The following is a 23,271-nucleotide window of genomic DNA, read 5'->3' as shown; positions in this document are numbered from 1 at the left end:
ATCCGGAAACGGAGATGACAGTCGCCCCTCCCGCCCGCTACCGTCGCCATCGACACACGCGCGCGGGAGGGCACTCGGCCATGGCGGGAACAGACCAGCAGGACAACGGCCGGGGCCTCTGGTACGGCGTCGCCGCGTACGGCATCTGGGGCCTCTTCCCCCTGTTCTGGCCGCTGCTGGAGCCGGGAGCCGCGGACGACATCCTGGCCAACCGGATGGTCTGGTCCCTGGTCGCGGTCGTCCTGCTGCTGGTCGCCCAGCGGCACTGGGGCTGGATACGCCCGCTGCTGCGCCAGCCCCGCCGGCTCGCCATGCTGGCCGGCGCGGCCACCGTGATCTCGGTCAACTGGGGCGTCTACATCTGGGCCGTCAACGCCGGCCACGTGGTCGAGACCAGCCTCGGCTACTTCATCAACCCCCTGGTCACCATCGGCTTCGGCGTCCTGGTGCTCAAGGAGCGGCTGCGCGGCGCCCAGTGGACGGCGGTGGGCATCGGCGCCGCCGCCGTCGCGGTGCTGTCCGTCGCGTACGGGCAGCTGCCCTGGATCGCGCTCACCCTGGCGCTCTCCTTCGCCACCTACGGCCTGCTGAAGAAGCAGGTCGGGCTGAGCGGCCTGGAGAGCCTGGCGGCCGAGAGCGCCTTCATGTTCCCGTTCGCCCTCGGCTACCTGGTCTACCTGGAGGTCAGCGGGCGCGGCACCTTCGGGCACACGGTGGCCGGCTCGTACGGCTGGGGGCACTCCGGGCTGCTGATGCTCAGCGGGGTGATCACCGCGATCCCGCTGCTGTTCTTCGGCGCGGCCGCCGTCCGGGTGCCGCTGACGGTGCTCGGCCTGCTGCAGTACCTGGCGCCGGTGTTCCAGTTCCTGATCGGCGTCGCGGTGTTCCACGAGTCCATGCCGCCCGCCCGCTGGGCCGGCTTCGGCCTGGTCTGGGTCGCGCTCGCGCTGCTCACCTGGGACGCGCTGCGCCAGGTGCGGGCCGACCGCGCGGTGCGGGCCGCCGCGGCGGTGCCGCAGCCCGCCCCCGTGGCGGCGGCCACCCCCGCGGCCACCCCCGCGGCCGCCCCGGAGGCCGTCACGCGCTGATGTCCCGGCTGGTGAAGCGGGACCAGGCCGCCGAGCCGAACACGGCGACGTAGGCGGCCTGGAGGCCGAGGTCCTTCAGCACCCCGTCCCAGTACATCGGCGCCCGCAGCAGGTCCGCGAAGCTCAGCCAGTAGTGGGAGAACAGGAACGGGCTGACGGCGTGCAGCTGCGGGAAGACGTCCAGGATCTGGACGGTGACCACCAGCCCGACGGTCGCGGCCATCGCCGCGATGCCGCTGCCGGTGAGCGTGGAGACGAACAGCCCGATCGCCACCAGCCCGGCCAGTGAGGCCGCGACCACCAGCGCCACCAGCAGCGCGCGCAGCAGCGCGTCGCCGAGGCCGATGGTGTCCCCGGAGATCAGCGTGACCCGGCCGAGCGGGAAGAGCAGGGCGCCCGCGGCCAGTGCCGTCACCGCGACCGCCGCCGTGGCCGCCAGGCAGAACACCAGCCCGGCGGTGAACTTGGCGGCCAGCAGCCTGGTCCGCCCGGCCGGGGCGACCAGCAGGTAGCGCAGCGTCCCGGCGGCCGCCTCGCCCGCCACCGAGTCCCCGGCGACCACGCCGACCGTCATCGGCAGGAAGACCGGCAGCGCGACCGCGAGCGCCGTGAAGACCAGGAACAGCCCGTTCTGCGTGGTCTGCGCGATGAAGCTCGGACCGCCGCCGCCCTGGTGCGGACTGTCCGTGTTGAGCTTGACCACCACCCCGATCAGGATCGGCAGCGCCGCCAGGATTCCCAGCAGCACCTTGGTGCGCATCCGGCGGAAGGTCAGGTGCAGCTCGCTGCGGAACAGCGCCAGGAACCCGGCCGCCGTCTGCGGCCGCCGGCCGGTCGTCAACGGCAGCGTCCCGCCCACGGCCGGTGCCTCAGCCCGCGACATCGAAGCCCTCCCCGGTCAGCGCCACGAAGGCGTCCTCCAACGTGCCCCGCTCCAGCCCGAAGCCGTGCACCCGCACCCCGGCCCCGACCAGCGCCGCGCACAGCCTGGGCAGCGCCTCCTCGTCCAGGACGCCCGGCTCGCCGTCCACCCGGTCCTCGCCGGGCACCAGGGCGGTGACCCGGTGGGCCGCCAGCACCTCCGCGGCCCGCGCCACGTCCGGGGTGCGGACCACCAGCCGGCCCTGCGCCCGGGCGGCCAGCTCGGCGACGGTGCCCTGCACCACCAGCCGGCCCCGGGACATCACCGCGGCATGGGTGCAGACCTGTTCGATCTCGTCCAGCAGGTGCGAGGAGAGGAACACCGTGGTGCCCTCCGCCGCGACCTCCCGGACCAGCGTCCGGATCTCCCGCATGCCCTGCGGGTCCAGCCCGTTGGTCGGCTCGTCCAGCACCAGCAGCTCGCGCGGCTGGAGCAGCGCGGAGGCCAGGCCCAGGCGCTGCTTCATGCCCAGCGAGTACGCGCGGGCCTTCTTGCCCGCCGCGGCGCTCAGACCGACCCGGTCCAGGGCCGTGTCGACGCGCCGGCGGCGGGTGCGCGGGTCGGCGGTCGGGTCGGCGGCGTCGAAGCGCACCAGGTTGTCCCGTCCGGTGAGGAAGCCGTACAGGGCCGGGCCCTCGATCAGCGCGCCCACCCGGGGCAGCACGGTGGCGACGGACTGCGGCATCGACTCGCCGAGGACGGTGGCCGCGCCCGAGGTGGGGGCGATCAGGCCCATCAGCATCCGGATGGTGGTGGTCTTGCCGGAGCCGTTGGGGCCCAGGAAGCCGAAGACGGAGCCGCGCGGCACGGCGAGGTCCAGGCCGTCCACGGCGAGCTGGCCGCCGCGGAAGCGCTTGGTCAGGCCGCGGGTCCGGATGACGTCGTCGGAAGCCGGAGCAGAAGCGGAAGCCGAAGGAGTGGGAGTCGAAAGAGCGGTAGGAGCGGTAGGAGCGGGCACGGGCGCGGGGGCCGGGCGCGACGCGGCGCCCGGACCCCCGGCCGGCTCCGTAACGTCCCCCGTTACGGGAGCCTGGGTCATCCGTCAGTTCACCCCGGCGGCGTGCTGGAGGACCGGCAGGGTCACCGCGCCGGCCAGGACCCGGCCGTCGTCGGTGAGCAGGACGTTGAGCACCTTGGTGCTCACCAGGGTGCCGCCGGCGACCGGCTTGCCGAGCGACTTCACCATCGACTGCGGGTTCAGCGACTGACCGGCCCCCGCCCCGTGGCCGCCGTGCTTGCCGCCCTTGGCGTCGCCCTTCGGCGCGCCGTCCGCGGCCCCGTCCACCGCGGCGGGCAGCCGGGTGGCGAGGACCGTCGTCCAGCCCTCGCCGATCACGTCGAGGCCCTCGGGCGCCCCGGTGCCCACGTGCTCCCGGGCGTCGCCCGGCGCGCCCTTGGCCGCGTCCTGCGCCTTCTGCTCCGTCACCTTGGCGCCCTTGGGGGCGGTGAAGTCGAAGGTCTTGGCGTCCGGCCGGGCGAAGGACACCTGGGTGAAGCGGACGTTCAGCACGGTGCTGCCGTCGATGGACTTCACCGCCACCGACAGCGGCACCCCGTTGTCGGCGGCCACCGCGATCCGCACCTCGGCGAGGGTCGAACCGGACTGGGTGGGCTTCACGCTCAGCTGGTAGGCGTTCTGCCCGGCCACCTTGGCCGTCCCGGCGACGGTCACCGAGGTGGTGCCGGCGCTCGCGGCCAGGAACTGCTTGGCGGCCTCCTGCGGGGTGGTCGGCAGCTCGGACAGCGGCGTCTTGGCGTGCTCCTGGCCGGCGGCCCGACCGGTCATGTGCACCGCGGAGTTGGACGAGCTGTCCCAGGCCCAGGCCTGGTCGCCGTTGCGGACCATGGAGTAGCCGGCCATCTTCTCCAGCACGTCCACCCGCTGGCGGTCCGGGCCGTCCACCGCGATCCGCAGCGTCTGGTCCCCGCCGAGCAGGCCGAGCAGCTTGGACTGCGGGTCCGCGGTGGAGCCCCCGCCGTCACCGCCGTGCCCGCCGACCGCCCCACCGAGGCCGGCGGCGCCGCTCAGCAGCTGGCCGGGCACGCCGAGGTCGGTCGAGATGGCGACCGACCCGGACAGCGCCTGGGTCTCGGAGCCGAGCACCTTGGCGACCAGCTGCTCCGCGCTCACCGCCGGCAGGTCGGGCGCGCTGTCGGCGGCCAGTGCCGGGACCAGTCCCACCCCCGCGGCGATCGCGGCGACCACCGCCACCGGCACCCCGGCGCGCATCAGTACGCGCCGTCGGGAGCGGTACGGCGTACCGGCGTCCAGATCGTCCCCCGCCGCCTTCTCATTGGTCATGGCGTCCTCAACTCCTCCGCGAACACGTGTGGTTGGCCTTGCCCTTCCATTAGAGGCCGCCGCGCCGCCGCCGTCATCGCCCTGTGGGGCCAGATCGGGTTGACCTTCGTGGGTACGCCGACCCTGATGCCGCCTCAGGGTTGCATCCACCCGCGGTACCACCCCTGGCGTAGGGTCGCGCCATGGACGGAACCGCCACGGACTCCAGCACCCCGCCGACCGCGAACGCGATGCGCCGCGCCCTGCGCCGCGCCCGGGACGGCGTCGCCCTCGACGTGACCGAGGCCGCCGTGCTGTTGCAGGCCAGAGGCGAGGACCTGCTGGACCTCTGCGCGAGCGCCGCGAGGGTCCGCGACGCCGGACTCGAAGCGGCCGGCCGCCCCGGCGTCATCACCTACTCCAAGAGCGTCTTCATCCCGCTCACCCGGCTCTGCCGCGACAAGTGCCACTACTGCACCTTCGCCACCGTCCCCGGGAAGCTGCGCCGGGACGGGCACGGGATGTTCATGTCCCCGGACGAGGTGCTGGAGGTGGCCCGCCGCGGCGCCGAACTCGGCTGCAAGGAAGCCCTGATCACGCTCGGCGACAAGCCCGAGGACCGCTGGCCCGAGGCCCGCGAGTGGCTGGACGCGCACGGCTACGACGACACCATCGCCTACGTGCGCGCCATGTCGATCCGCATCCTGGAGGAGACCGGCCTGCTGCCGCACCTCAACCCCGGGGTGCTGGGCTGGACGGACTTCCAGCGGCTCAAGCCGGTCTCCGCCTCGATGGGCATGATGCTGGAGACCACCGCCACCCGGCTGTGGAGCGAGCCCGGCGGCCCGCACTTCGGCTCCCCGGACAAGGAACCGGCCGTCCGGCTGCGGGTGCTGGAGGACGCCGGGCGCAGCTCCGTCCCGTTCACCAGCGGCCTGCTGATCGGCATCGGCGAGACGCACCAGGAGCGCGCCGAGTCGCTGTTCGCGCTGCGCAGGGTCTCCCGCGCCTACCACGGCGTCCAGGAGCTGATCCTGCAGAACTTCCGGGCCAAGCCGGACACCGCGATGCGCGGCATGCCGGACGCCGAACTGGACGAGCTGGTGGCCACGGTGGCCGTCGCCCGGCACCTGATGGGCCCGGCCGCCTGCCTCCAGGCCCCGCCGAACCTGGTGGACGGCGAGTACGAGCGGCTGATCGCGGCCGGCGTCGACGACTGGGGCGGGGTCTCCCCGCTCACCCCCGACCACGTCAACCCCGAGCGCCCCTGGCCGCAGATCGAGCGCCTCGCCGAGCGCTCGGCGGCGGCCGGCTTCGACCTGCGCGAGCGCCTCGCCGTCTACCCCGAGTACGTGCTGCGCGGCGAGCCCTGGCTGGACCCGCGGGTGCTGCCGCACGTGCGCGCCCTGGCCGACCCGGCCACCGGCCTGGCGAACCCGGACGCCGTCGTCCGCGGCCTGCCCTGGCAGGAGCCCGAGGACCTGCCGGAGTCGTACGGGCGCACCGACCTGCACACCGCCGTCGACACCGAGGGCCGTACCGGCGACCGCCGGGCCGACTTCGAGGACGTGTACGGCGACTGGGAGGTGCTGCGCGAGCAGGTGCTCGCCAAGGGCGCGCCCGAGCGCCTCGCCGGGGACCTCCGGGAGGCCCTGGCGGTGGCCGCGGACGACCCGGCGCGGCTGACCGACGACCAGGCGCTGGCCCTGTTCCACGCGGACGGCCCGGCCCTGGACGCGCTCTGCCGGATCGCCGACGACGTCCGCCGGGACGCCGTCGGGGACGACGTCACCTACTGCGTCACCAGGAACATCAACTTCACCAACGTCTGCTACACCGGCTGCCGCTTCTGCGCCTTCGCCCAGCGGCGCACCGACGCGGACGCCTACACCCTCTCCCTGGAGCAGGTCGCCGACCGGGCCGCGCAGGCCTGGGAGGTGGGCGCCACCGAGGTCTGCATGCAGGGCGGCATCCACCCGGACCTGCCCGGCACCGCCTACTTCGACATCGCCCGCGCGGTGAAGGAGCGGGTGCCCGGCATCCACGTGCACGCCTTCTCGCCGATGGAGGTGGTCAACGGCGCGACCCGCACCGGGCTGTCGATCCGGGACTGGCTGCAGCGCGCCAAGGAGTCGGGCCTGGACACCATCCCGGGCACCGCCGCCGAGATCCTCGACGACGAGGTCCGCTGGGTGCTCACCAAGGGCAAGCTGCCGGCCGCCACCTGGGTCGAGGTGGTCACCACCGCGCACGAGCTGGGCATCCGCTCCTCGTCCACGATGATGTACGGGCACGTGGACACCCCGGAGCACTGGCTCGGCCACCTGCGGCTGCTCGCGGAGATCCAGCAACGGACGGGCGGCTTCACCGAGTTCGTGACCCTGCCGTTCATCCACACCAACGCCCCGGTCTACCTGGCCGGCATCGCCCGGCCCGGCCCGAGCGCCCGGGACAACCGCGCGGTGGTCGCGATGGCCCGGCTGCTGCTGCACCCGCACATCCCCAACATCCAGACCAGCTGGGTCAAGCTGGGCGCCGAGGGCGCGGCCGAGATGCTCCGCTCGGGCGCCAACGACCTCGGCGGCACGCTGATGGAGGAGACCATCTCGCGGATGGCCGGCTCGGCGTACGGGAGCTACAAGTCGGTGCGCGACCTCCAGGCGATCGCCGAGGCGGTGGGCCGCCCGCACCGCCAGCGCACCACCACCTACGGCGAGGTGCCGGCCGAACGGCGGGCCGCGGCGCTGGCCTCGGACGGGCACCTGCCGGAGCTGCTGCCGGTGCTGGACTGAGGCCCGCGACGGTCCCGGCCGCCGCCCCGGCCGCCGTACGGGCGGCGGCCGGGCGGCGGCCGGGACGGGGCGGTGAACTCCCGGGGACGGGTGCGCCGAAGTCCGGGGGACGGGGCCGGTCCGACCGGCTCTTCGAATACAGTGCGAGGGCGCGCGCCCGGCCGAGCGTCGCGCGGACCCCCACACGCCCGAGGAAAGGCGCCCCGTCGTGATGCCACTGTGGTCACGCGCCCAGCAGCAGGACTACCGCAGCCGGGTGCGGGGCTGTCTGCTCGGCGGTGCCATCGGCGACGCGCTCGGAGCCGGCGTCGAGTTCGAGTCGCTGGAGAAGATCCGGGCCCAGCACGGCCCGCAGGGCGTCACCGGCTACGTCCCCGCGTACGGGCGCACCGGCGCCGTCACCGACGACACCCAGCTCAGCCTCTTCACCGTCGACGGACTGATACGCGCCCACATCCGACGGGACACCGGCAGCTGGCACCCGCCCACCGACCTGCACCTGGCCTACCTGCGCTGGGCCGCCACCCAGCGCGACTGGGGCCCGGACGAGCGCCGCCCCGACCTCGGCTGGCTCGGCCGCGAGGAGTGGCTGTACGCCCAGCGCGCCCCCGGCCAGGGCTGCCTGTCCGGCCTCAGCGGGGCCCACGCCGAGCGGCTCGGCACCCTGGAGGCCCCCAAGAACCCGCACTCCAAGGGCTGCGGCACGGTGGTGCGGGCGGCGCCCTTCGGACTGCTCACCACCTGGGAGCCGGGCCTGGTGTTCCAGCTCGCGGTGGAGTGCTCGGTGCTCACCCACGGCCACCCCACCGGCTACCTCGCGGCGGGCGCGCTCGCGGTGATCGTCCAGTCCGTCGCCCGCGGCGGCACCCTGGAGGAGGGCGTCCACCTCGCGCTCGCCCTGCTCTCCGAGCGGTCGGCGCACGAGGAGACCACCGCGGCGCTGCGGGCCGCCCTGGACGCGGTGCGGGCCGGCGAGCCGTCCGCCGAGCGGGTCGAGGCGCTGGGGGAGGGCTGGGTCGCCGAGGAGGCGCTGGCGATCGGGGTCTACTGCGCCCTCGTCGCGCACGACGTCCGCTCGGGCCTGCTGCTCGCCGTCAACCACTCCGGGGACAGCGACTCCACCGGCGCGATCTGCGGCAACCTGCTCGGGGCGCTGCACGGGGACACCGCGCTGCCGCCGGGCCTGCTGGCCGGGCTCGAAGGGCGCGGGGCGATCCTCGAACTCGCCGACGACTTCGTGATGGAGCTGGTGCACGGCACCGAACTGCACGACCGGCGGACCCCGGAGGGCGCCAACTGGACCACCCGCTACCCGGTGGCGGGCTGAACCGGGGCCTTGTGAGCCGGAGTTGCACCGGGACCGGCTCTCAGGACCGGCCCTCAGGACCGGCCCTCGGGACCGGAGCCGGGCCGGGCCGGGGCGGCCCCCGGAACGGGAGTTGCCCGTAGCGCCGGCCGCCGACGGGCGACGGACACCGCTACGGGCAACTGGTCCGAGTGCGGAACCGGAGGGGGTCAGCCCGGGAGCTCGCCGAAGGCGCCGCCCGCCGCCGCCGAGGCGAAGGTGTTCCACGCCTCGGTCGAGAAGCGCAGTTGGGGGCCCCGGGGGTCCTTGGAGTCCCGGACGGCCACCTCCCCCGCGCCGGGGACGGCGATCTCCACACAGGCGCCTTGGCCCCCGCTGTGACTGCTCTTGTGCCAAGGGGTTCCGTACTCGGACGGGGTGATCATTCGTGGAATTCCTTCTCGATGTCGGCTATCAGCGACCGGCTCTCCGAGACACCGAGTGCGGCCGCTCTCAGGTAGTCGTACAGACCGGTATAGCGGCGCACGTCCGCCTCCTTCTCCAGGTAGAGATCGCTCGTCACACCTTCGAAGTAGACAACTGTGGAATCGGCTGACTCGGGGAACTCCAGCAGCGAGAATGTCCCGGTCATTCCGGGATGGGCGCCGTGCGAGAACGGGATCACCTGGATGGTGATGTTCGGGCGCTGGCTGAGTTCCAGCATCTGCCGCAGCTGCTGGGCCATCACCGCCTTGCTGCCGACCTCGCGGCGCAGCACCGCCTCGTCTATGACGGTCCACAGGCTGCCCAGCTGGTTCTCGCCGTGGACGCGCTCCTGGCGCTTCATCCGGACCTGCACCCGGCGCTGCACGGCGACCGCGTCGGTGTCCGGCTGGGTGCCCTCGACCACGGCCTGGGCGTAGTGCTCGGTCTGCAGCAGGCCGGGGACGAAGGAGGACTCGTACGCGCGGATCGAGGAGGCCTCGGCCTCCAGCCCGATGTAGACGCTGTACGGGGTCGGCATGTCGTTGAAGTCGTGCCACCAGCCGCGCTGGCGGGACTCCTTGGCCATCTCCATCAGGCTGGCGCGCAACTGGTCGTCGGGCACCTTGTAGACGTCGCAGAGGTCGCGCACGTCGCGCTGGCTGATGCTGCGCCGGCCGTTCTCCAACCGGCTGATCTTCGACTGGGAGACCATCAGCCGGCCGGCGACCTCCTCCGCCGTCATGCCGAGGCCCTCACGGAGTTTGCGCAGCTCCGAACCGAGGCGCCGACGGCGCACGGTGGGATTGACGTTGGCGGACACTTCGACCTCCGGCCGGACCTCTGGTGCTCGTTGGAACGGCAGTCCTCGGAACACTTCGGACATTGGGACCAACCCCCCTGACTTGGAGCAGCATGTCACCTTGGGCCAGGTCGGCGCCGGGGAATCACAGCAGCGCGGTAGAACAGATCATCGGAAAAGCACTTCCGCGAGACAGCGAAAGCCCCCAGGTGGTAATGCGGCTCGGACGACTCGGACAGGTACTGCGGAGGCCGTCCCCGGACCGGCCCGCACCTGCCCCGGTGCGTGCGGGGGCGGGCGGTTGCCGGGCGTCCGGGGACGGCGAAGGGGCGGTCGCCGGGCGACTCGCGTCGCGGGGCGACCGCCCCTCGGTGCTGGTGGTGCTGGTGGTGCGTCCGGTGCGGCCGGTGCGCGTCGTGCTCCTGGCGCCGGTGGTACCGGTCGTGCGTCGGGTCGCTCAGCGCCCTCGGGCGGTGCGAGCGGGGCGGCGTGCGCCGCCGGGTGCGCGGCCGTTGGCGTCGGACGCGCGACCGGTGCCGGCGGGCGTGCGGCGGGCGTGCGGCCGGTGGTGTCGGGCGCCGTGATGGCTGCCCGCCGGGCCGCGCGGACCGCCGCGGTCAGTGCGCTCCGCCGAGATCAGTGCACGCCGCTGTGATCAGCGCACGCCGACCCGGGAGGCGGGGACCCGCCCGCCCGAACCCCGGCCCGCCGTACGGGCGCCAGGACGGCCGGAAGCGGCCCCGGAACCCTGGGAAGAACGGTTCTGCTGAGCCGGTAGGCCGTTCTGCACGTCCATCACGGCGTGCGCGACCATCCCGCCCAGCGGGTCGTACCGGATCAGGTCGCGCAGCCGCGACCGCGAGGACCGGCCCTCGTTGCCCGGGTACAGGTGCTTGCCCAGGCCGACCGAGTGGGCCAGCGCCGCGAGCGCCGCCGTCCGCGGATCCGGCGGGACGCCGGTGCGGATCGCGGTGTCCAGCCGCTGCTTGATCGCGGCGTTGGTGCAGTCGTCGGACGCCTGGTACCGGGTCGTCGGCAGCACACCGCACACCTGGCCCGGTACGGCCGTGACCATGCCGCAGCGCTCCAGGTGCGCCAGATACGTCTGCCGCAGCCCCAGCCGGGGCCCGCCGATCCAGTGCGCCGCGCGGACCGGACTGCCGCGTCGGCGCAGCAGTTCCAGTGCATGGTCGAGGGTCGGGTCGCCGGTCGGCCGTGCGAGCACGACGGCGATCCGGTCTCCCTCCGGTACGATCCGTCCGGCCAGGGACAGCTCGACGAGCTGGGCCCCGGCAAGTCCGAGGTCGAGGGTCTGCGGCTGCGCCGTGGTACCCGTGGTCGGGTCCAAAGCGAGCAGCAAGAGTTCCTCGGGAACAGTTCTGCGGCTCTTGCCCATCCAAGCCTCCCCGCGTGGATGAGAGACAGGGTGACGCCTCTCACACGGGCTTGTCGAGTACGCCTCCGAATCGTGACCTTGCGGTGAAGGCGCGGAACCGGCGGCGGCGGGCCCTGCGTCTGAGCGGTGAACAGACCGCGGCGCGGCCGGGCGACGACAATAAGCGCCGGTCGGGCGGGGTGTGCGCGGCCGGAACGGCCGCCGGTGGCGGAGACTGTACAGGTACACGGGGCGGGGCGTCGGCTTCCCGAAATCGGGTTCGCTGGTGCCCCGCCGGGCGTTGAGGAGGCTGGGATACGTGGGCGAGTCCCCCGACAGGGTGCTGAGGGACGGCGACGAGCGGCAGCGGGACCGCGAACCCGAACGGACCGGTGCGGCGGCCTGCGCCGCCGGGCCGGCCGGGGGCGGCTCCGATGCGGCGGCCGACCGGGCGTCAGCCGCGGCTGAGACCGGGGCGACCGCGGAGACCTCCTCCGACGCCTCCTCCGACGCCTCCTCGGCCGCCGACTCCGGCACCGCCTCGGAGAGCCCCGCGGAGACCTCCGCCGAGGCCGCCCCGGAGGCGTCCGACGACGCCCCGGCGACGGCGCCCAAGGGCGGCTCGACCGTGCAGCTCCGCGTCCGGGATGTGGACAGCCGGACGACGATGCTGCGACTGCCGGTGGACAACCGGACCACCGCGCTGCGGCTGCCCGAGGAGCTGGTGAAGGCTGCCGGCAAGGGGAGTTCCGAAGGTGGGGGCGAGGAGAAGGAGTCCTCGTCGGAGACCGCGGAGGTGACGGAGCCCGCCGGGCGTCCGGTCGCCGCCGACCCGCGTCTCGCCATGCGGACAGGTGCCGCGGTGGCGGGGAAGGCCGGGGAGAAGGCGGCCGAGCCGTCGGGGGAGACCGGCTCCGAGGGCGGCTCCGAGCCTGCCGCCGCACCGGTGGAGAAGGTGGCGGAGAAGCTCGACGAGCCGGCCGACGAAGCGGCCGATAAGGCCGACGAGACCGACGAAGCCGCCACGGCGGAGCCGGTCGAGAAGGCTGCGAAGGCTGCGAAGGCCGCGAAGACGGAGAAGGCGGAGAAGAGCGAGAAGGCAGGGAAGGCCGAGGAGACCCCGGAGGAGACCGGCGACACCGGCGACGACGACGGCGCTCCCGCCATCGGCTCCGTGACCCTCGCGCTGACCAAGCCCGCTCAGCCCGGCCAGTCGGGTCAGCGGCCGGGGCAGGCCGAGAAGTTGGAGAAGCCCGCGCCGCTGCGCGCCTCCGCCGCCGTCCCCGGGACCGGCACCGTGCCGGAGCCGAAGCCCGAGCCCAAGCCCGAGCCCAAGCCGCTTCCCGAGCCCGAGCCGACCCCCGGTCCGGCGCCGCTGCCGAAGCCGACCCCCGAGCCCGCCCCCGTACCGGCCCCGAAGCCGCTGCCGGAGCCCGACCCGCGGCCGGTGCCGCCGGTCCCGCCGCTGCCCAAGCCCGAGCCGCTGCCCGCCCCGGAGCCGCTGCCGTCGCCGGAGAACACCGCCGAGGCGATGGAGGTCCTGGCCTCCCTCAACGCCCGCCCGGTCTCGCCGCTGCGGCGCGCCCTCAAGCGGGTGACCATCTGGACCGTCTTCCTCGCCGTGGTGCTCGGCGCGCTCGCGGTGGCCCAGCTGCTGCGTCCGCTGCCGGACCCCAAGCTGAAGATGACCGCCGCGGGCAGCTACAGCTTCTCCGGCGACGTGCTCGACCTCGCCTGGCCGGCCAAGGGCCAGTCCGCCGCCGAGGTGGTCGGCGTCGGCAGCCTCGGCAGCTCGGGCCAGGAGACGCCGTCCTCGATCGCCAGCGTCACCAAGGTGATGAACGCCTACCTGATCCTCCAGAAGTTCCCCCTGAAGAAGGGGGAGAGCGGTCCGAAGATCACCGTCGACAAGCAGGCCGCGCAGGAGTCCGGCAACGTCGACGAGTCCCGGGTGACCCTCACCGAGGGCCAGGTCATCACCGAGTACCAGGCGCTGGAACTGCTGATGCTGCCCTCGGCCAACAACGTGGCCCGGCTGCTCGCCCGCTTCCACTCCGGTTCCGAGGACGCGTTCGTCAAGCTGATGAACGACACCGCGACCAAGTTCGGCATGACCAACACCATCTACGCCGACCCGGCGGGTTTCAGCGCGGACACCAAGTCCACCGCCAAGGACCAGCTGAAGCTGGCCAAGCAGGTCATGCAGGACGAGATCTTCCGGCAGATCGTCTCCACCCCGGAGACCAACTTCAACAACGTGAAGATCTCCAACACCAACAACCTGATCAACCCGAAGACCGGCGTCATCGGCGTCAAGACCGGTTCCAGCACCCCGGCCGGCGGCTGCCTGATGTGGGCCGCCTACAAGGAGATCGGCGGCGTGCAGCGGCTGATCCTCGGCGTCACGCTGGGCCAGCAGGCCACCTCGCCCAACCCGGGCGACGGCATCCTGCCGACCGTGCTGAAGGTCAGCGGCAAGCAGATCCAGGCCGCGCAGAACGGCGTGACCGGCCAGACCGTGGTGAAGAAGGGCGACGTCGTCGGCTCGGTGGACGACGGGATCGGCGGCAAGGTCGCGGTCGTCGCGACCAAGGACCTGGTGGTGGCGGGCTTCCCCGGCATCTCCGGCACGGTCACCCTGGACACCTCGAAGATCGGCCACCGCGCGCTGGCCGGCACGGAGGTCGGCACGCTGCGGGTGGGCGCGGGCGAGGACAAGGCGGAGGTCCCGGTGGCCCTCCAGGCCGACCTGAACCCGCCGTCCATCCAGTCCCGCCTGCTGCGCACGCTGTGAGGCGCTGAGCGGCTGAGGCGCTGAGGCGCCGACCGCGGGACGGAAGAAGGGGAGCCGGTCCACACCGGCTCCCCTTCTTCCGTTCCTTCCGCCCCCTACACGTCCCGGTCGAGCAGCGCGAGCGTGAGGCCGCCGAGCGGCGTCACCCGGTCCGGGTCGCCGTACCGGGTGCGGAGCACCTGCGCCTGGTCGGTCGGCATCGCGCCCAGCGGGTCCTCGGTGTCGCCGAGGACCAGCAGCCATATCCGGGACACCCCGCCCAGGCAGTCCGCCGGCTGCGGGCAGGGCGTCGGGGAGAGGTCCTCGGCGTCGTCGGCGCTCTGCGCGACGAAGACCGGGAAGGGGACGACGTCCCGGGGCAGGTAGTAGCTGACGCCCGGCCAGGCCATCGCCCAGGCCTGGTCGCCCAGCGGGGCCGCCATCCCGTCCCCGGTGCGGTAGCCGGCCGCTATCTCCCGGGCCGCCGCCTTGAACGGCTCCTCCGAGCCGTTGTGCGAGTCCGCGTACCGGATCTCGGGCTGCTTCGGCAGCGCGACCACGGCCGGCGCCGCGAGCAGCCCGACCGTCAGCAGCCCGGCCACCGCGACGGCCCCCCGGGGCGCCCGGCCGCGCCGTCGGGCCAGGGCCGCCACCGCGCCGTACACCGCCCCGGCGCCGCCGCCGGCCAGCACCGCCCAGGCGGGCACCGTGAACAGCAGGTACCGCCCGAGGAAGTACGAGGTGTCGGTCAGCCGGGACACCAGCCAGACGCCCACCACCGGCAGCTCCGCGAGCAGGAGCGCCTGCCAGGCCTGGATCCGCCGGCCGGGCAGTGCCAGTGCCAGCAGCGCCAGCGGGACGAAGGCGTAGAAGACGAGGTCCGAGCCGAAGAGGCGCTCGCCGAAGTAGGCGAGGCCGCGCAGGGAGGGGGTCGGTATCCAGCCCAGCTGCCGGTCCGACTGCCGGCTGCCCAGGAGCACCACCGGCAGCACCGGCAGCGCCGCCACGGCGACCGCCAGCGGGTACTGCCACAGCAGCCGCCGGTCGACCGCCGGACGGGTGCGCCACAGGTGCAGCGCCAGGAGCCCCAGCTGCCCGGCGACGGTGCTGAAGGAGACGAGGTGCCCGGCGCCGGCCAGCGCCATGGCCACGCAGTACGGTGCCCAGCGCCGCCAGGTCGGCCGCTCCAGGGCCCGCAGCAGGAAGTACGAGGCCGCCGCGATCGCGCAGGTCACCAGCGCGTAGGAGCGCGCCTCCTGGGCGTACCGGGAGATCTCCGGGGGCACCGCGAGCAGCAGCCCGGCGCCGACCGCCGCCACCTTGCTGCCGAACAGCCGTCGGGCGGTGAGCGCCACCAGCGCCGCCGCCCCGGCCATCGCCAGCACGGAGGGTATTCGCAGGGAGAGCGTCGAGTCGCCGAACACCGCCGTCCAGCCGTGCATCAGCAGGTAGTACGCGCCGTTGCTGGCGTCCACGTGCTGGAGCAGTCGCAGCAGGTCGCCCAGCGAGCGGGTGGAGACCGTCCAGGTCGCCATCTCGTCCCGCCACAGGTCCGGCGTTCCCAGCCGGTACCCGCCCACCGCCAGCATGACCAGCGCGGGCCACACCCACACCTGCCCCAACAGCCGGCCCACCGGGCGCACAGCAGGTCTCATCGAGTCCTTCGTCTCCTTCACGCGACGCGCCGGGGCGGATCCCGCCCTGCCCGGCAGGCTACTTGACCCGCCCTGACACGCCGTCGGCCACCCGCACCCCCTCCGCCGCCGTGCGGCGCCTCCCGCGGATCCCGCCCGGTCCGCGCCGCCGAGGCCCGATCCGACAAGATCCACAGGACGCACCCCGAGCCCCAGCCCCGATCCGGTACGCTGTGAACGGCCCGGCAGCACGCGGGCCCCGCCTCAGTAGCTCAGGGGATAGAGCACGGCTCTCCTAAAGCCGGTGTCGCAGGTTCGAATCCTGCCTGGGGCACAACGAACACGCAGGTCACAGGCCCTCCGCCCATGTCGGGCGGGGGGCCTGTGCCGCTTTCCGGGCCGGCCGGGCCGGTCGGTTCCGCCGGTTCGCCGCACGGTCCGGTGCGGTCGTCCCGTCCGTTCTCCGTGCCGTTCACCGGCCGATGCCGGGAGGTGGCCGGATATTCCGCCGGGTCCGAACCTTTGTTCAGGTAGGCTCCGGTCCAGGCTTTTTTGAACTCGTTCAAGCGCTGGGGGGCCGGTGTACCGTCACCGTTTCATGATCTCCACCGCCGTCGTCGCGGCAGTCGTGGGCTTCGTGCCCGCCGTGGCGCAGGCGGCGAGCCCGTCCGCGGCTCCCGGCGGGGCCGCGACCGCCACCGCTCCGGCCGCCGGGGTCGGGGCCGGGGCCGCGAAGGAGGCGGCCGCGCAGCAGGAGGCCGCCGTCGAGGCCGCCGCCGAGCGCTCCGCGAAGGACGCCGCCGCCAAGGCCGAGGTCAAGGCCGAGGCCGAGACCGCGCCGAAGGCCGCGGCCGCCGAGCCGTACTTCAAGGTGTTCACGGGTGCGTCCACCTCCAACGCGCACGGCATGGGCATGGCCGCCGGAGTCTCCACCGACCTGAAGTACATCGTCGTCAACTACACGGTCGACTGGGGCGACGGCACCCCCGCGACCTCGGCGCACGGCCTGGGCACGGAGGACGTGTTCCTCAAGCACAAGTACGCCAAGGCCGGCGCCCACCGGATCACGGTCACGGCGACCGAGCCGGGCAGCAAGCTGACCGACACCACCACCTTCGAAGTGGTGCTGGACGGCTCCGAGTTCACCCCGTACGCGCCGACCCGGCTGCTGGACACCCGGGACGGCACCGGGGCCCCGGCCGCCGGCGCGGTCGCCGCGTTCGGCACCACCAAGGTGAAGGTCGCCGGCAACGGCGGCATCCCGGCCGGGGTGACGGCCGTCGCGCTGAACATCACCGCGACCAACGCGGTGGCGGACGGGCACGTGATCGCCTACGCCTCCGGCGCGAAGCAGCCGACCACCTCGAACGTGAACTTCACGGCGGGGAGGACGGTGCCGACGCTGGCGATCGTGCCGGTCGGCGCGGACGGGTACGTCGAGCTGGCCAACCGCAGCGGCGGCACGGTGGACCTGATCGCCGACGTGACGGGCTACTTCGCCAAGACCGCGGCCAACGGGTACACCTCGATGAACCCGGCGCGGATCGCCGACACCCGCGAGGGCAAGGGCACCGCGCAGGGGCAGGCCGCCGGCCAGAGCACCTTCGCGGTGCAGGTCGCGGGTCAGGGCGGGCTGCCGGCCCAGGGAGTGGCGGCCGTGGCGCTCAACGTCACGGTGACGAACCCGCAGGGCTCCGGCCACCTCACCGTTTCCCCGAGCGGTGGACAGCCGTCGGCCACGTCGAACCTGAACTTCGAGCCGGGGCAGACGGTCGCCAACGCGGTGATCGTGCCGGTCGGTCCGGACGGCAAGATCACCGTCCGCAACGGCTCCTGGTCCGGAACCGACGTGATCGTGGACGTCACCGGCTACTACAGCGCCGACGGCAAGGCCGCCTACATGCCGGAGGAGCCCACGCGGGCGCACGACGACCGGACCTGGGGCTTGGGGCTCGCCGGCCAGGACTACTACCGGCACTACGTGCCGCAGCTCTTCGGCTCGTTCGACTCCGTCGTCATGAACGTGACGGTGACCAACACCCAGGGCGGCGGGCACCTCTCGGTCGCGCCGGACCCGAACACGTCCGACGCCTACGGGACCGGCAAGGCCGTCCGGCCGACGCCGCCGGACTCCTCGGTCCTGAACTGGGAGAAGGGCGCCACCGTGTCGAACCTCGTGCAGGCGAGCCTCAAGAACACCGACACGATCGACGTCTGGAACCGGAGCTGGTCGCCGACCAACCTGATCATCGACGTGTTCGGCCGGTACGAGACCAGCTGACGCGACGTCATGCGCGGTGCGCCGGCCGTCCGCTCCCCGGGAGCGGACGGCCGACTTCCCGTTCGGCTCGAACTGCTGTTCAGGTAGGCTCCGGTCCAGGCTTTTTTGAACTCGTTCAAGCACTGGGGGGCCGGTGTACCGTCACCGTTTCATGATCTCCACCGCCGTCGTCGCGGCAGTCGTGGGCTTCGTGCCCGCCGTGGCGCAGGCGGCGAGCCCGTCCGCCACTCCGAGCGGGGCCGCGACCGCCGCCGCTCCGACCGCCGGGGCCACCGCGGAGCAGGCCGGACAGGCCGCCGCGGAGCAGGACCTCGCGGCCAAGGGGGTCGGGGCCGCACAGCAGAAGACCGCGGCCGCCGCGCCGTCCTCGGCACCGTCGGCCGCGCCGAAGTTCACCGTGGGAGTGGGCTCCTACAGCACCGACTCGCTCAGCGTGGGGGTCGCCACCGGCGTCACCACCGACCTGCCCAACGGCTCCATCAGCTACCAGCTCGACTGGGGCGACGGCAGCCCGGTCGAAACGGACGCGGCCAACGCCAGTGCGTACGGGCACTTCAAGCACACGTTCAGGAAGGCCGGCACCCACACGATCACGGTCACGGCGACCGACCAGACCAGCAAGCTGACCGCCACCACCACCGCGGAGGTGGTGCTGAACGGCTCCGAGTTCACCCCGTACGCGCCGACCCGGCTGCTGGACACCCGGGACGGCACCGGGGCGCCGTACGTCGGGGCCGTCGGCCCGAACGCCGCGACCAGGGTGAAGGTGGCCGGCCGCGGCGGCATCCCGGCGGGGGTGTCGGCGGTGGCGCTGAACATCACCGCGACCAACGCCGTGGCGGACGGGCACGTGATCGCGTTCGCCTCCGGCACGTCGCAGCCGACCACCTCGAACGTGAACTTCGCGGCGGGGAGGACGGTGCCGACGCTGGCGATCGTGCCGGTCGGTGCGGACGGGTACGTCGAGCTGGTGAACCGCAGCGGCGGCACGGTGGACCTGATCGCCGACGTGACGGGCTACTTCACCAAGGCGGCGGCGAACGGGTACACCTCGGTGAAGCCGGCGCGGATCGCCGACACCCGCGAGGGCAAGGGCACCGCGCAGGGGCAGGCCGCCGGCCAGAGCACCTTCGACCTGCAGGTCGCGGGCCAGGGCGGGCTGCCGGTCCAGGGGGTGGCGGCCGTGGCGCTCAACGTCACGGTGACGAACCCGCAGGGCTCGGGCCACCTGACGGTCTCGCCGGGTGGCGGGCAGCCGTCGGCCACGTCGAACCTGAACTTCGAGCCGGGGCAGACGGTGGCCAACGCGGTGATCGTGCCGGTCGGCGCGGACGGCAAGGTCACCGTCCGCAACGGCTCCTGGTCCGGGGCCGACGTGATCGTGGACGTCACCGGCTACTACAGCGCCGACGGCAAGTCCGCCTACCGGCCGGTGGAGCCCCGGCGCGTGTGGGACAGCCGGTCGCTGTCCCTGCCGCTCAAGGGGCAGGACTACTACCAGCAGTACGCCGGGGGGATCGTCGGGCGGTCGGCCGAGGCCCTCGTCCTGAACACGACGGTGACCAACACCCAGGGCAGCGGACACCTCTCGGTCGCGCCGGACCCGAACGCAGCCGACGCCTACGGGAACGGCAAGGCCGTCCGGCCGACGCCGCCGGACTCCTCGGTCCTGAACTGGGAGAAGGGCGCCACCGTGTCGAACCTGGTCCAGGCGGACGTCAGCGGTGCCGACACCGTCGACGTCTGGAACCGGGGCTGGGAGTCGACCGACCTGATCATCGACGTGTTCGGTGTGTACGACAAGATCTGACGCCCGAGCGGCACCGCGCACCGGCCGTCCGCCCCTCCGGGGGCGGGCGGCCGTCGGCGTTCCCCGGACCGTCGGCGTTCCATGGGCCCTCGGTGTTCCATGGGCCCTCGGTGTTCCATGGGCCCTCGGCGTTCCCGGGGCTGACGGTGTCAGGGGCGGCGTACCTCTCCGGGAGGAGGAGGGGGCGGGAGACCGTCCGCCCACGGATTGATCATGAAGCAGACCTCGTGCCGATGGCCCGCGGCCGCTCCGCTCCTAGGCTCGTCGAGACCCCTGCCGGAGCACCGTACCGGCCAGGGTGGACGAGCCGGGGAACCATGACGACGTACCGATACACCGTGGCCGAACTGCGCGGCCAACTGCGCCAACTGCTCCTGAGCGGCGCCGCGATCGCGCTCGGGGTGGCCTTCCTGATCGCCTCCGTCAGCGGCAGCGGGGCACTGGTCGACTCCTTCAGCCAGACTGCGGCCGCCGAGGTCGGGCCCGGAGACATCCAGGTGACCGGGAAGGCCGCGGCCGGCGGGCTGGACGCGGCGGCGACGGAGCGGGTGCGGCAGACCGCCGGGGTGGCCGCGGTGGCGTCGCGGCTGACCGGCAAGGGCGGCGTGCTGGCCGCCGACGGGCGGCCGCTCGACCGCACCGCCGCGGTCAGCGCCGTCGCCGAGGACCCGGCGCTGCGCTGGCAGCTGCTCAAGGACGGCCGCTGGCCCGCCGGACCCGGCGAGGTGCTGCTCGACACCGGGACGGCGCACCGGCTGGACGCCGCCGTGGGCGCCGAGGTGCACCTGGCCCGGGCCGACGGCACCACCGCCACCGCCCGGCTGGTGGGCACCCTGGACGAGCGGGGCGCCCCGAGCCTCGCCGGGGTCCCGATCATCGGCGTCCCGGCGGACGCGGTCGCCGGCTACGCGGCCGGCGCCGTCACCGACCGGCTCGACGTCCGGGTCGCCCCCGGCGCCTCCCGGGCAGGGACCGTCGAAGCCCTGCGCGCCGCCCTCGGTGCCGACGTCCAGGTGCACACCCGCGAGACCTCGGTCAACGAGGCGACCCGGCAGAGCAGCACCCTGTACGGCATGGTGCTGATCGCCTCGCTCTCCTTCGTCCTGATCGCCCTCGCGGTGGCGCGGATGGTGGTCGGCAACACCTTCACCGTGGTGCTCGCCCAGCGGACCCGCCAGCTCGCCCTGCTGCGCTGCGTGGGCGCCGACCGGCAGCAGCTGCGCCGGCTGATCCGCCGCCAGGGGCTGCTGCTCGGGGTGGGCGCCTCGGCGACGGGCGTGCTGCTGGGCGTCGCCCTCGGCGCGGCCGGCACCGCCGTGGTCGGCGGGCTCGACCTCGGCCCGGTGCACCTGTCACTGCTGCCCTCCCCGCTGACCTGCCTGCTGGCTGGGCTGTTCGGCGTGCTGCTGACCCTGCTGGCCGTTCGCGGCCCGGCGAAGGCCGCCGCGGCCGTGCCGCCGATCGCCGCGCTCGGCGGCACCCCCGCGCCGGCCGACGGGGCCGCCCGGGTGCGGGCCGCGGTGTGGACCACCGGACTGCTGGTCGCGGGCACCGCGCTGCTGGTGGCCGGGGCGGTGGCCCCGCCACCGCTGTCGCTGCTCGCCGTCACCGTCGGCGCCATCGCCAACTTCTTCGGGGTGCTGCGGCTCTCCCACCGGGTGCTGCCCGCCGTCGTCGCCGTGCTCGGCCGGCCCGCCCGGCGGCTCGGCGGTACGGCCGGGCGGCTCGCCACCCAGCAGCTGCGGCTCAACCCGGGCCGCACCGGGGCCACCGGCTCGGCGCTGCTGCTCGGCGTCACCGTGATGGTCGGCGCGGTCACCGCGCTGGACATCACCTCGCAGTCGCTGGTGCCCGTGGTGTCCGCGCGCCAGCCGGGGGTCTTCTCGGCGGCCGCCACCGGCGGCGGCGCCCTGCCCGCCGGGGCGCTCGGCGCGCTCGGCGCCGAGCACGGACTGACCGTGACCCCGGTCCGGTCCGCCACCGTCGACCTCGACGGCCGGCCCACCGTGGTCGCCGCTGTCGACGCCACCCGGCTCAACTCCTCGACGGACGACGTGGACCGGGCCCGCGCGCTCACCGAGGGCGGCGCGCTGAGCGGGCTCGGCGACACCGGGGTGCGCCGGGTCGGCGGCGTCGAGCTGCGGCTCCAACCCGGCCGCAGCAGCCTGCCGTTCACCCTGCAGAGCGGCGCCACCCTGCTGGTGGCGCCCGCGACCCTGGACCGCCTCGCCCCCGGCGCGCCCGTCACCACGGCCTGGATCAGCCCGGCCGCCGGCGAGGACCGGCCGACCGCCCGCCGCGCCCTGGACCGCGCCCTCGCCGACCACCCGCAGGTGACCGTCGCCGACACGGCCGCCCAGGCGGACACCCTGCGCTCCCTGCTGGACCGGCTGAAGACCATCAGCATGGCCCTGCTGTCCTTCTCCGTCGCCATCGCCGGCCTCGGCGTCGCCGCCACCCTGATGCTCAGCATCAGCGAACGCTCCCGCGAGATCGGCATGCTGCGCGCGATCGGGATGTCCCGCGAACAGCTCCGCCGGATGCTCACCCTGGAGGCGCTGCTCCTCTCCCTGGCCGGCGCCCTGGTCGGGACGGGCCTGGGGGCCGCCTACGGCTGGGCGGCCGCCCGCTCGATCACCTCGACGGTGGGGACGGTCGGCACCCCGCCGGTCCTGCCGGTGCTGGCCGCCCTGGGCCTGACCGTCCTGGTCGGCCTGGCCGCCGCGGTGCTCCCGGCCCGCCGGGTCGGGCGGATGAGCGCGGTGGCGGCGATGCGGGCCTCCTGACCGGGCCGGCAGCCGGGTGCCCGGCTCCCGGCTGCCGGGGGGCCGGCCCGGCGGGGTGCTCAGGCCAGGGTGAAGCGGGTCCGGGGCGCGGGCGGCCGGCCCGTGGTGAGGGCGAGGTCGGCGAGGAGGGTCTCGGTCTCGCGGGTGGTGCGCAGGACGTCCGGGTCGAGGTCGACGACGACGAGTTCGCGCCGGTCCTCGCCCGCCTCGGCGATCAGCCGGCCGTCCGGGCCCCAGACCGCGCTGCCGCCGCAGGTGTGCCAGCCGCCGGTGCGGCCGACGTGGTTGGCGAGCACTGTGTAGAGGGTGTTGTCGAGCGCGCGGGCCGGGAACCAGGTGCGGGACTCGTGGTGGCCGTGGCCCATGCTGAACAGCGCGCCGACCAGGTAGGCGTGGCAGCCGTCGAGCGCTGCGGCGCGGGCGTGCTCGGGGAAGCCGGAGTCGTAGCAGACGCCGAGGCCGAGCCGCCAGCCGTCCAGTTCCACGGTGCAGCCGGCCGTTCCGGGGCGGTAGTGCTCGCGTTCGCTCTTGAACAGGTGCTGCTTGTCGTAGCGGGTGACGAAGCCGCCGTCCGGGCCGAAGACGAGGGCGGAGACGCGCAGGTCGTCGCCGTCTCGTACGGCGGCGCCGACGATCGCGGCGGTGCCGGTCTCGCGGCAGGCCTCGGCGATCGGCGCGAGCCGCGGATCGCCGGGCTGGACCGCGTACCTGACGGGGTCGGCGCTGATCAGCTCGGGCTCGTAGCCGGAGAGGAACTTTTCCGCGAACAGCACCAGCCGGGCGCCGGCCCGGGCGGCCTCGCGGATCAGTCCGGCGGCCTGGGCGGCGTTGGCCGGTATGTCACCGGCCACGGCCTGGGCCTGGACGGTGGCGATCCGCAGCGGGCGCCCGGGGTAACCGGCCGGTGCGGTGGGGGCGTTGGGAGCCGTGGGAGCGGTGGGGGCAGGGGTGTCGGACAT

At 74.1% G+C, this 23,271-nt stretch carries 15 protein-coding genes and 1 tRNA gene; 8 read left to right on the top strand and 8 right to left on the bottom strand.

Annotation, left to right across the window (positions count from 1 at the left end):
• Positions 1–80: 80 nt before the first annotated feature.
• On the top strand, positions 81–1,088 hold the full coding sequence (rarD, locus tag ACWDD9_RS30395) for an EamA family transporter RarD (protein WP_449813318.1): 1,008 nt from the start codon (positions 81–83) through the stop codon (positions 1,086–1,088).
• Here rarD and ACWDD9_RS30390 read toward each other — a convergent pair.
• From ACWDD9_RS30390 to ACWDD9_RS30380, 3 genes are read right to left on the bottom strand one after another with little or no spacing between them, the layout of a single operon-like run.
• Positions 1,078–1,971: an ABC transporter permease gene (locus ACWDD9_RS30390; RefSeq protein ID WP_449813317.1), complete on the bottom strand. Its 894-nt coding sequence runs from the start codon at positions 1,969–1,971 to the stop codon at positions 1,078–1,080. The two genes, rarD and ACWDD9_RS30390, sit on opposite strands and share 11 nt — an antisense overlap.
• Complete coding sequence (locus tag ACWDD9_RS30385; protein ID WP_387829818.1) at positions 1,958–3,049, bottom strand: ABC transporter ATP-binding protein; 1,092 nt, start codon at positions 3,047–3,049, stop codon at positions 1,958–1,960. The genes ACWDD9_RS30390 and ACWDD9_RS30385 overlap by 14 nt, the downstream gene beginning before the upstream one ends.
• A 3-nt stretch (positions 3,050–3,052) precedes the next feature.
• Positions 3,053–4,312, bottom strand: a complete 1,260-nt coding sequence (locus tag ACWDD9_RS30380) for a LolA family protein (RefSeq protein ID WP_380740068.1) — start codon at positions 4,310–4,312, stop codon at positions 3,053–3,055.
• Positions 4,313–4,494: 182 nt separating this feature from the next.
• On the opposite strand from ACWDD9_RS30380, the gene ACWDD9_RS30375 reads away from it, so the two are divergent.
• Positions 4,495–7,083 carry a bifunctional FO biosynthesis protein CofGH gene (locus ACWDD9_RS30375; RefSeq protein ID WP_449813316.1) on the top strand — a complete coding sequence of 863 codons (2,589 nt, stop codon included), beginning with the start codon at positions 4,495–4,497 and terminating at the stop codon, positions 7,081–7,083.
• A 211-nt stretch (positions 7,084–7,294) separates the two neighbouring features.
• On the top strand, positions 7,295–8,410 hold the full coding sequence (locus ACWDD9_RS30370; RefSeq protein ID WP_049656224.1) for an ADP-ribosylglycohydrolase family protein: 1,116 nt from the start codon (positions 7,295–7,297) through the stop codon (positions 8,408–8,410).
• 188 nt (positions 8,411–8,598) lie between these two features.
• On the opposite strand, the gene ACWDD9_RS30365 is transcribed toward ACWDD9_RS30370, so the two are convergent.
• The 3 genes from ACWDD9_RS30365 to ACWDD9_RS30355 form a co-directional block, all read right to left on the bottom strand.
• On the bottom strand, positions 8,599–8,814 hold the full coding sequence (locus ACWDD9_RS30365) for a DUF397 domain-containing protein (RefSeq protein ID WP_049656225.1): 216 nt from the start codon (positions 8,812–8,814) through the stop codon (positions 8,599–8,601).
• Positions 8,811–9,674, bottom strand: a complete 864-nt coding sequence (locus ACWDD9_RS30360; protein ID WP_049656226.1) for a helix-turn-helix domain-containing protein — start codon at positions 9,672–9,674, stop codon at positions 8,811–8,813. Before ACWDD9_RS30360 ends, ACWDD9_RS30365 begins: the two co-directional genes overlap by 4 nt.
• Before the next feature lie 634 nt (positions 9,675–10,308).
• A complete protein-coding gene (locus ACWDD9_RS30355) occupies positions 10,309–11,049 on the bottom strand; it encodes a GOLPH3/VPS74 family protein (protein WP_049656970.1) in 741 nt (246 codons plus the stop codon).
• 298 nt (positions 11,050–11,347) lie between these two features.
• Here ACWDD9_RS30355 and ACWDD9_RS30350 point away from each other — a divergent pair, with 298 nt between their 5' ends.
• Positions 11,348–13,822, top strand: coding sequence for a hypothetical protein (locus ACWDD9_RS30350; RefSeq protein ID WP_449813315.1), 2,475 nt, complete (start codon positions 11,348–11,350; stop codon positions 13,820–13,822).
• A gap of 95 nt (positions 13,823–13,917) precedes the next feature.
• On the opposite strand, the gene ACWDD9_RS30345 is transcribed toward ACWDD9_RS30350, so the two are convergent.
• On the bottom strand, positions 13,918–15,456 hold the full coding sequence (locus ACWDD9_RS30345) for a glycosyltransferase family 39 protein (protein WP_449813314.1): 1,539 nt from the start codon (positions 15,454–15,456) through the stop codon (positions 13,918–13,920).
• Between the two features lie 240 nt (positions 15,457–15,696).
• Here ACWDD9_RS30345 and ACWDD9_RS30340 point away from each other — a divergent pair.
• The 4 genes from ACWDD9_RS30340 to ACWDD9_RS30325 all read left to right on the top strand — a co-directional run bounded on the left by ACWDD9_RS30340 (position 15,697) and on the right by ACWDD9_RS30325 (position 22,312).
• Positions 15,697–15,769 (top strand) — tRNA-Arg (locus ACWDD9_RS30340).
• A gap of 264 nt (positions 15,770–16,033) precedes the next feature.
• Positions 16,034–17,716 (top strand): PKD domain-containing protein, encoded by a 1,683-nt coding sequence (locus tag ACWDD9_RS30335; RefSeq protein WP_449813313.1) that lies wholly within the window; start codon positions 16,034–16,036, stop codon positions 17,714–17,716.
• A 151-nt stretch (positions 17,717–17,867) separates the two neighbouring features.
• Positions 17,868–19,526, top strand: a complete 1,659-nt coding sequence (locus tag ACWDD9_RS30330; RefSeq protein WP_449813312.1) for a PKD domain-containing protein — start codon at positions 17,868–17,870, stop codon at positions 19,524–19,526.
• 317 nt (positions 19,527–19,843) lie between these two features.
• Complete coding sequence (locus tag ACWDD9_RS30325) at positions 19,844–22,312, top strand: FtsX-like permease family protein (protein WP_449813311.1); 2,469 nt, start codon at positions 19,844–19,846, stop codon at positions 22,310–22,312.
• Between the two features lie 59 nt (positions 22,313–22,371).
• Here ACWDD9_RS30325 and ACWDD9_RS30320 read toward each other — a convergent pair whose 3' ends face one another.
• Complete coding sequence (locus ACWDD9_RS30320) at positions 22,372–23,271, bottom strand: carbon-nitrogen hydrolase family protein (RefSeq protein WP_449813310.1); 900 nt, start codon at positions 23,269–23,271, stop codon at positions 22,372–22,374.

The organism is Kitasatospora sp. NPDC001119, assembly GCF_053598475.1.
The sequence above is the reverse complement of the archived record's forward strand: the minus strand, read 5'-3'. Positions and strand labels throughout refer to the sequence as shown.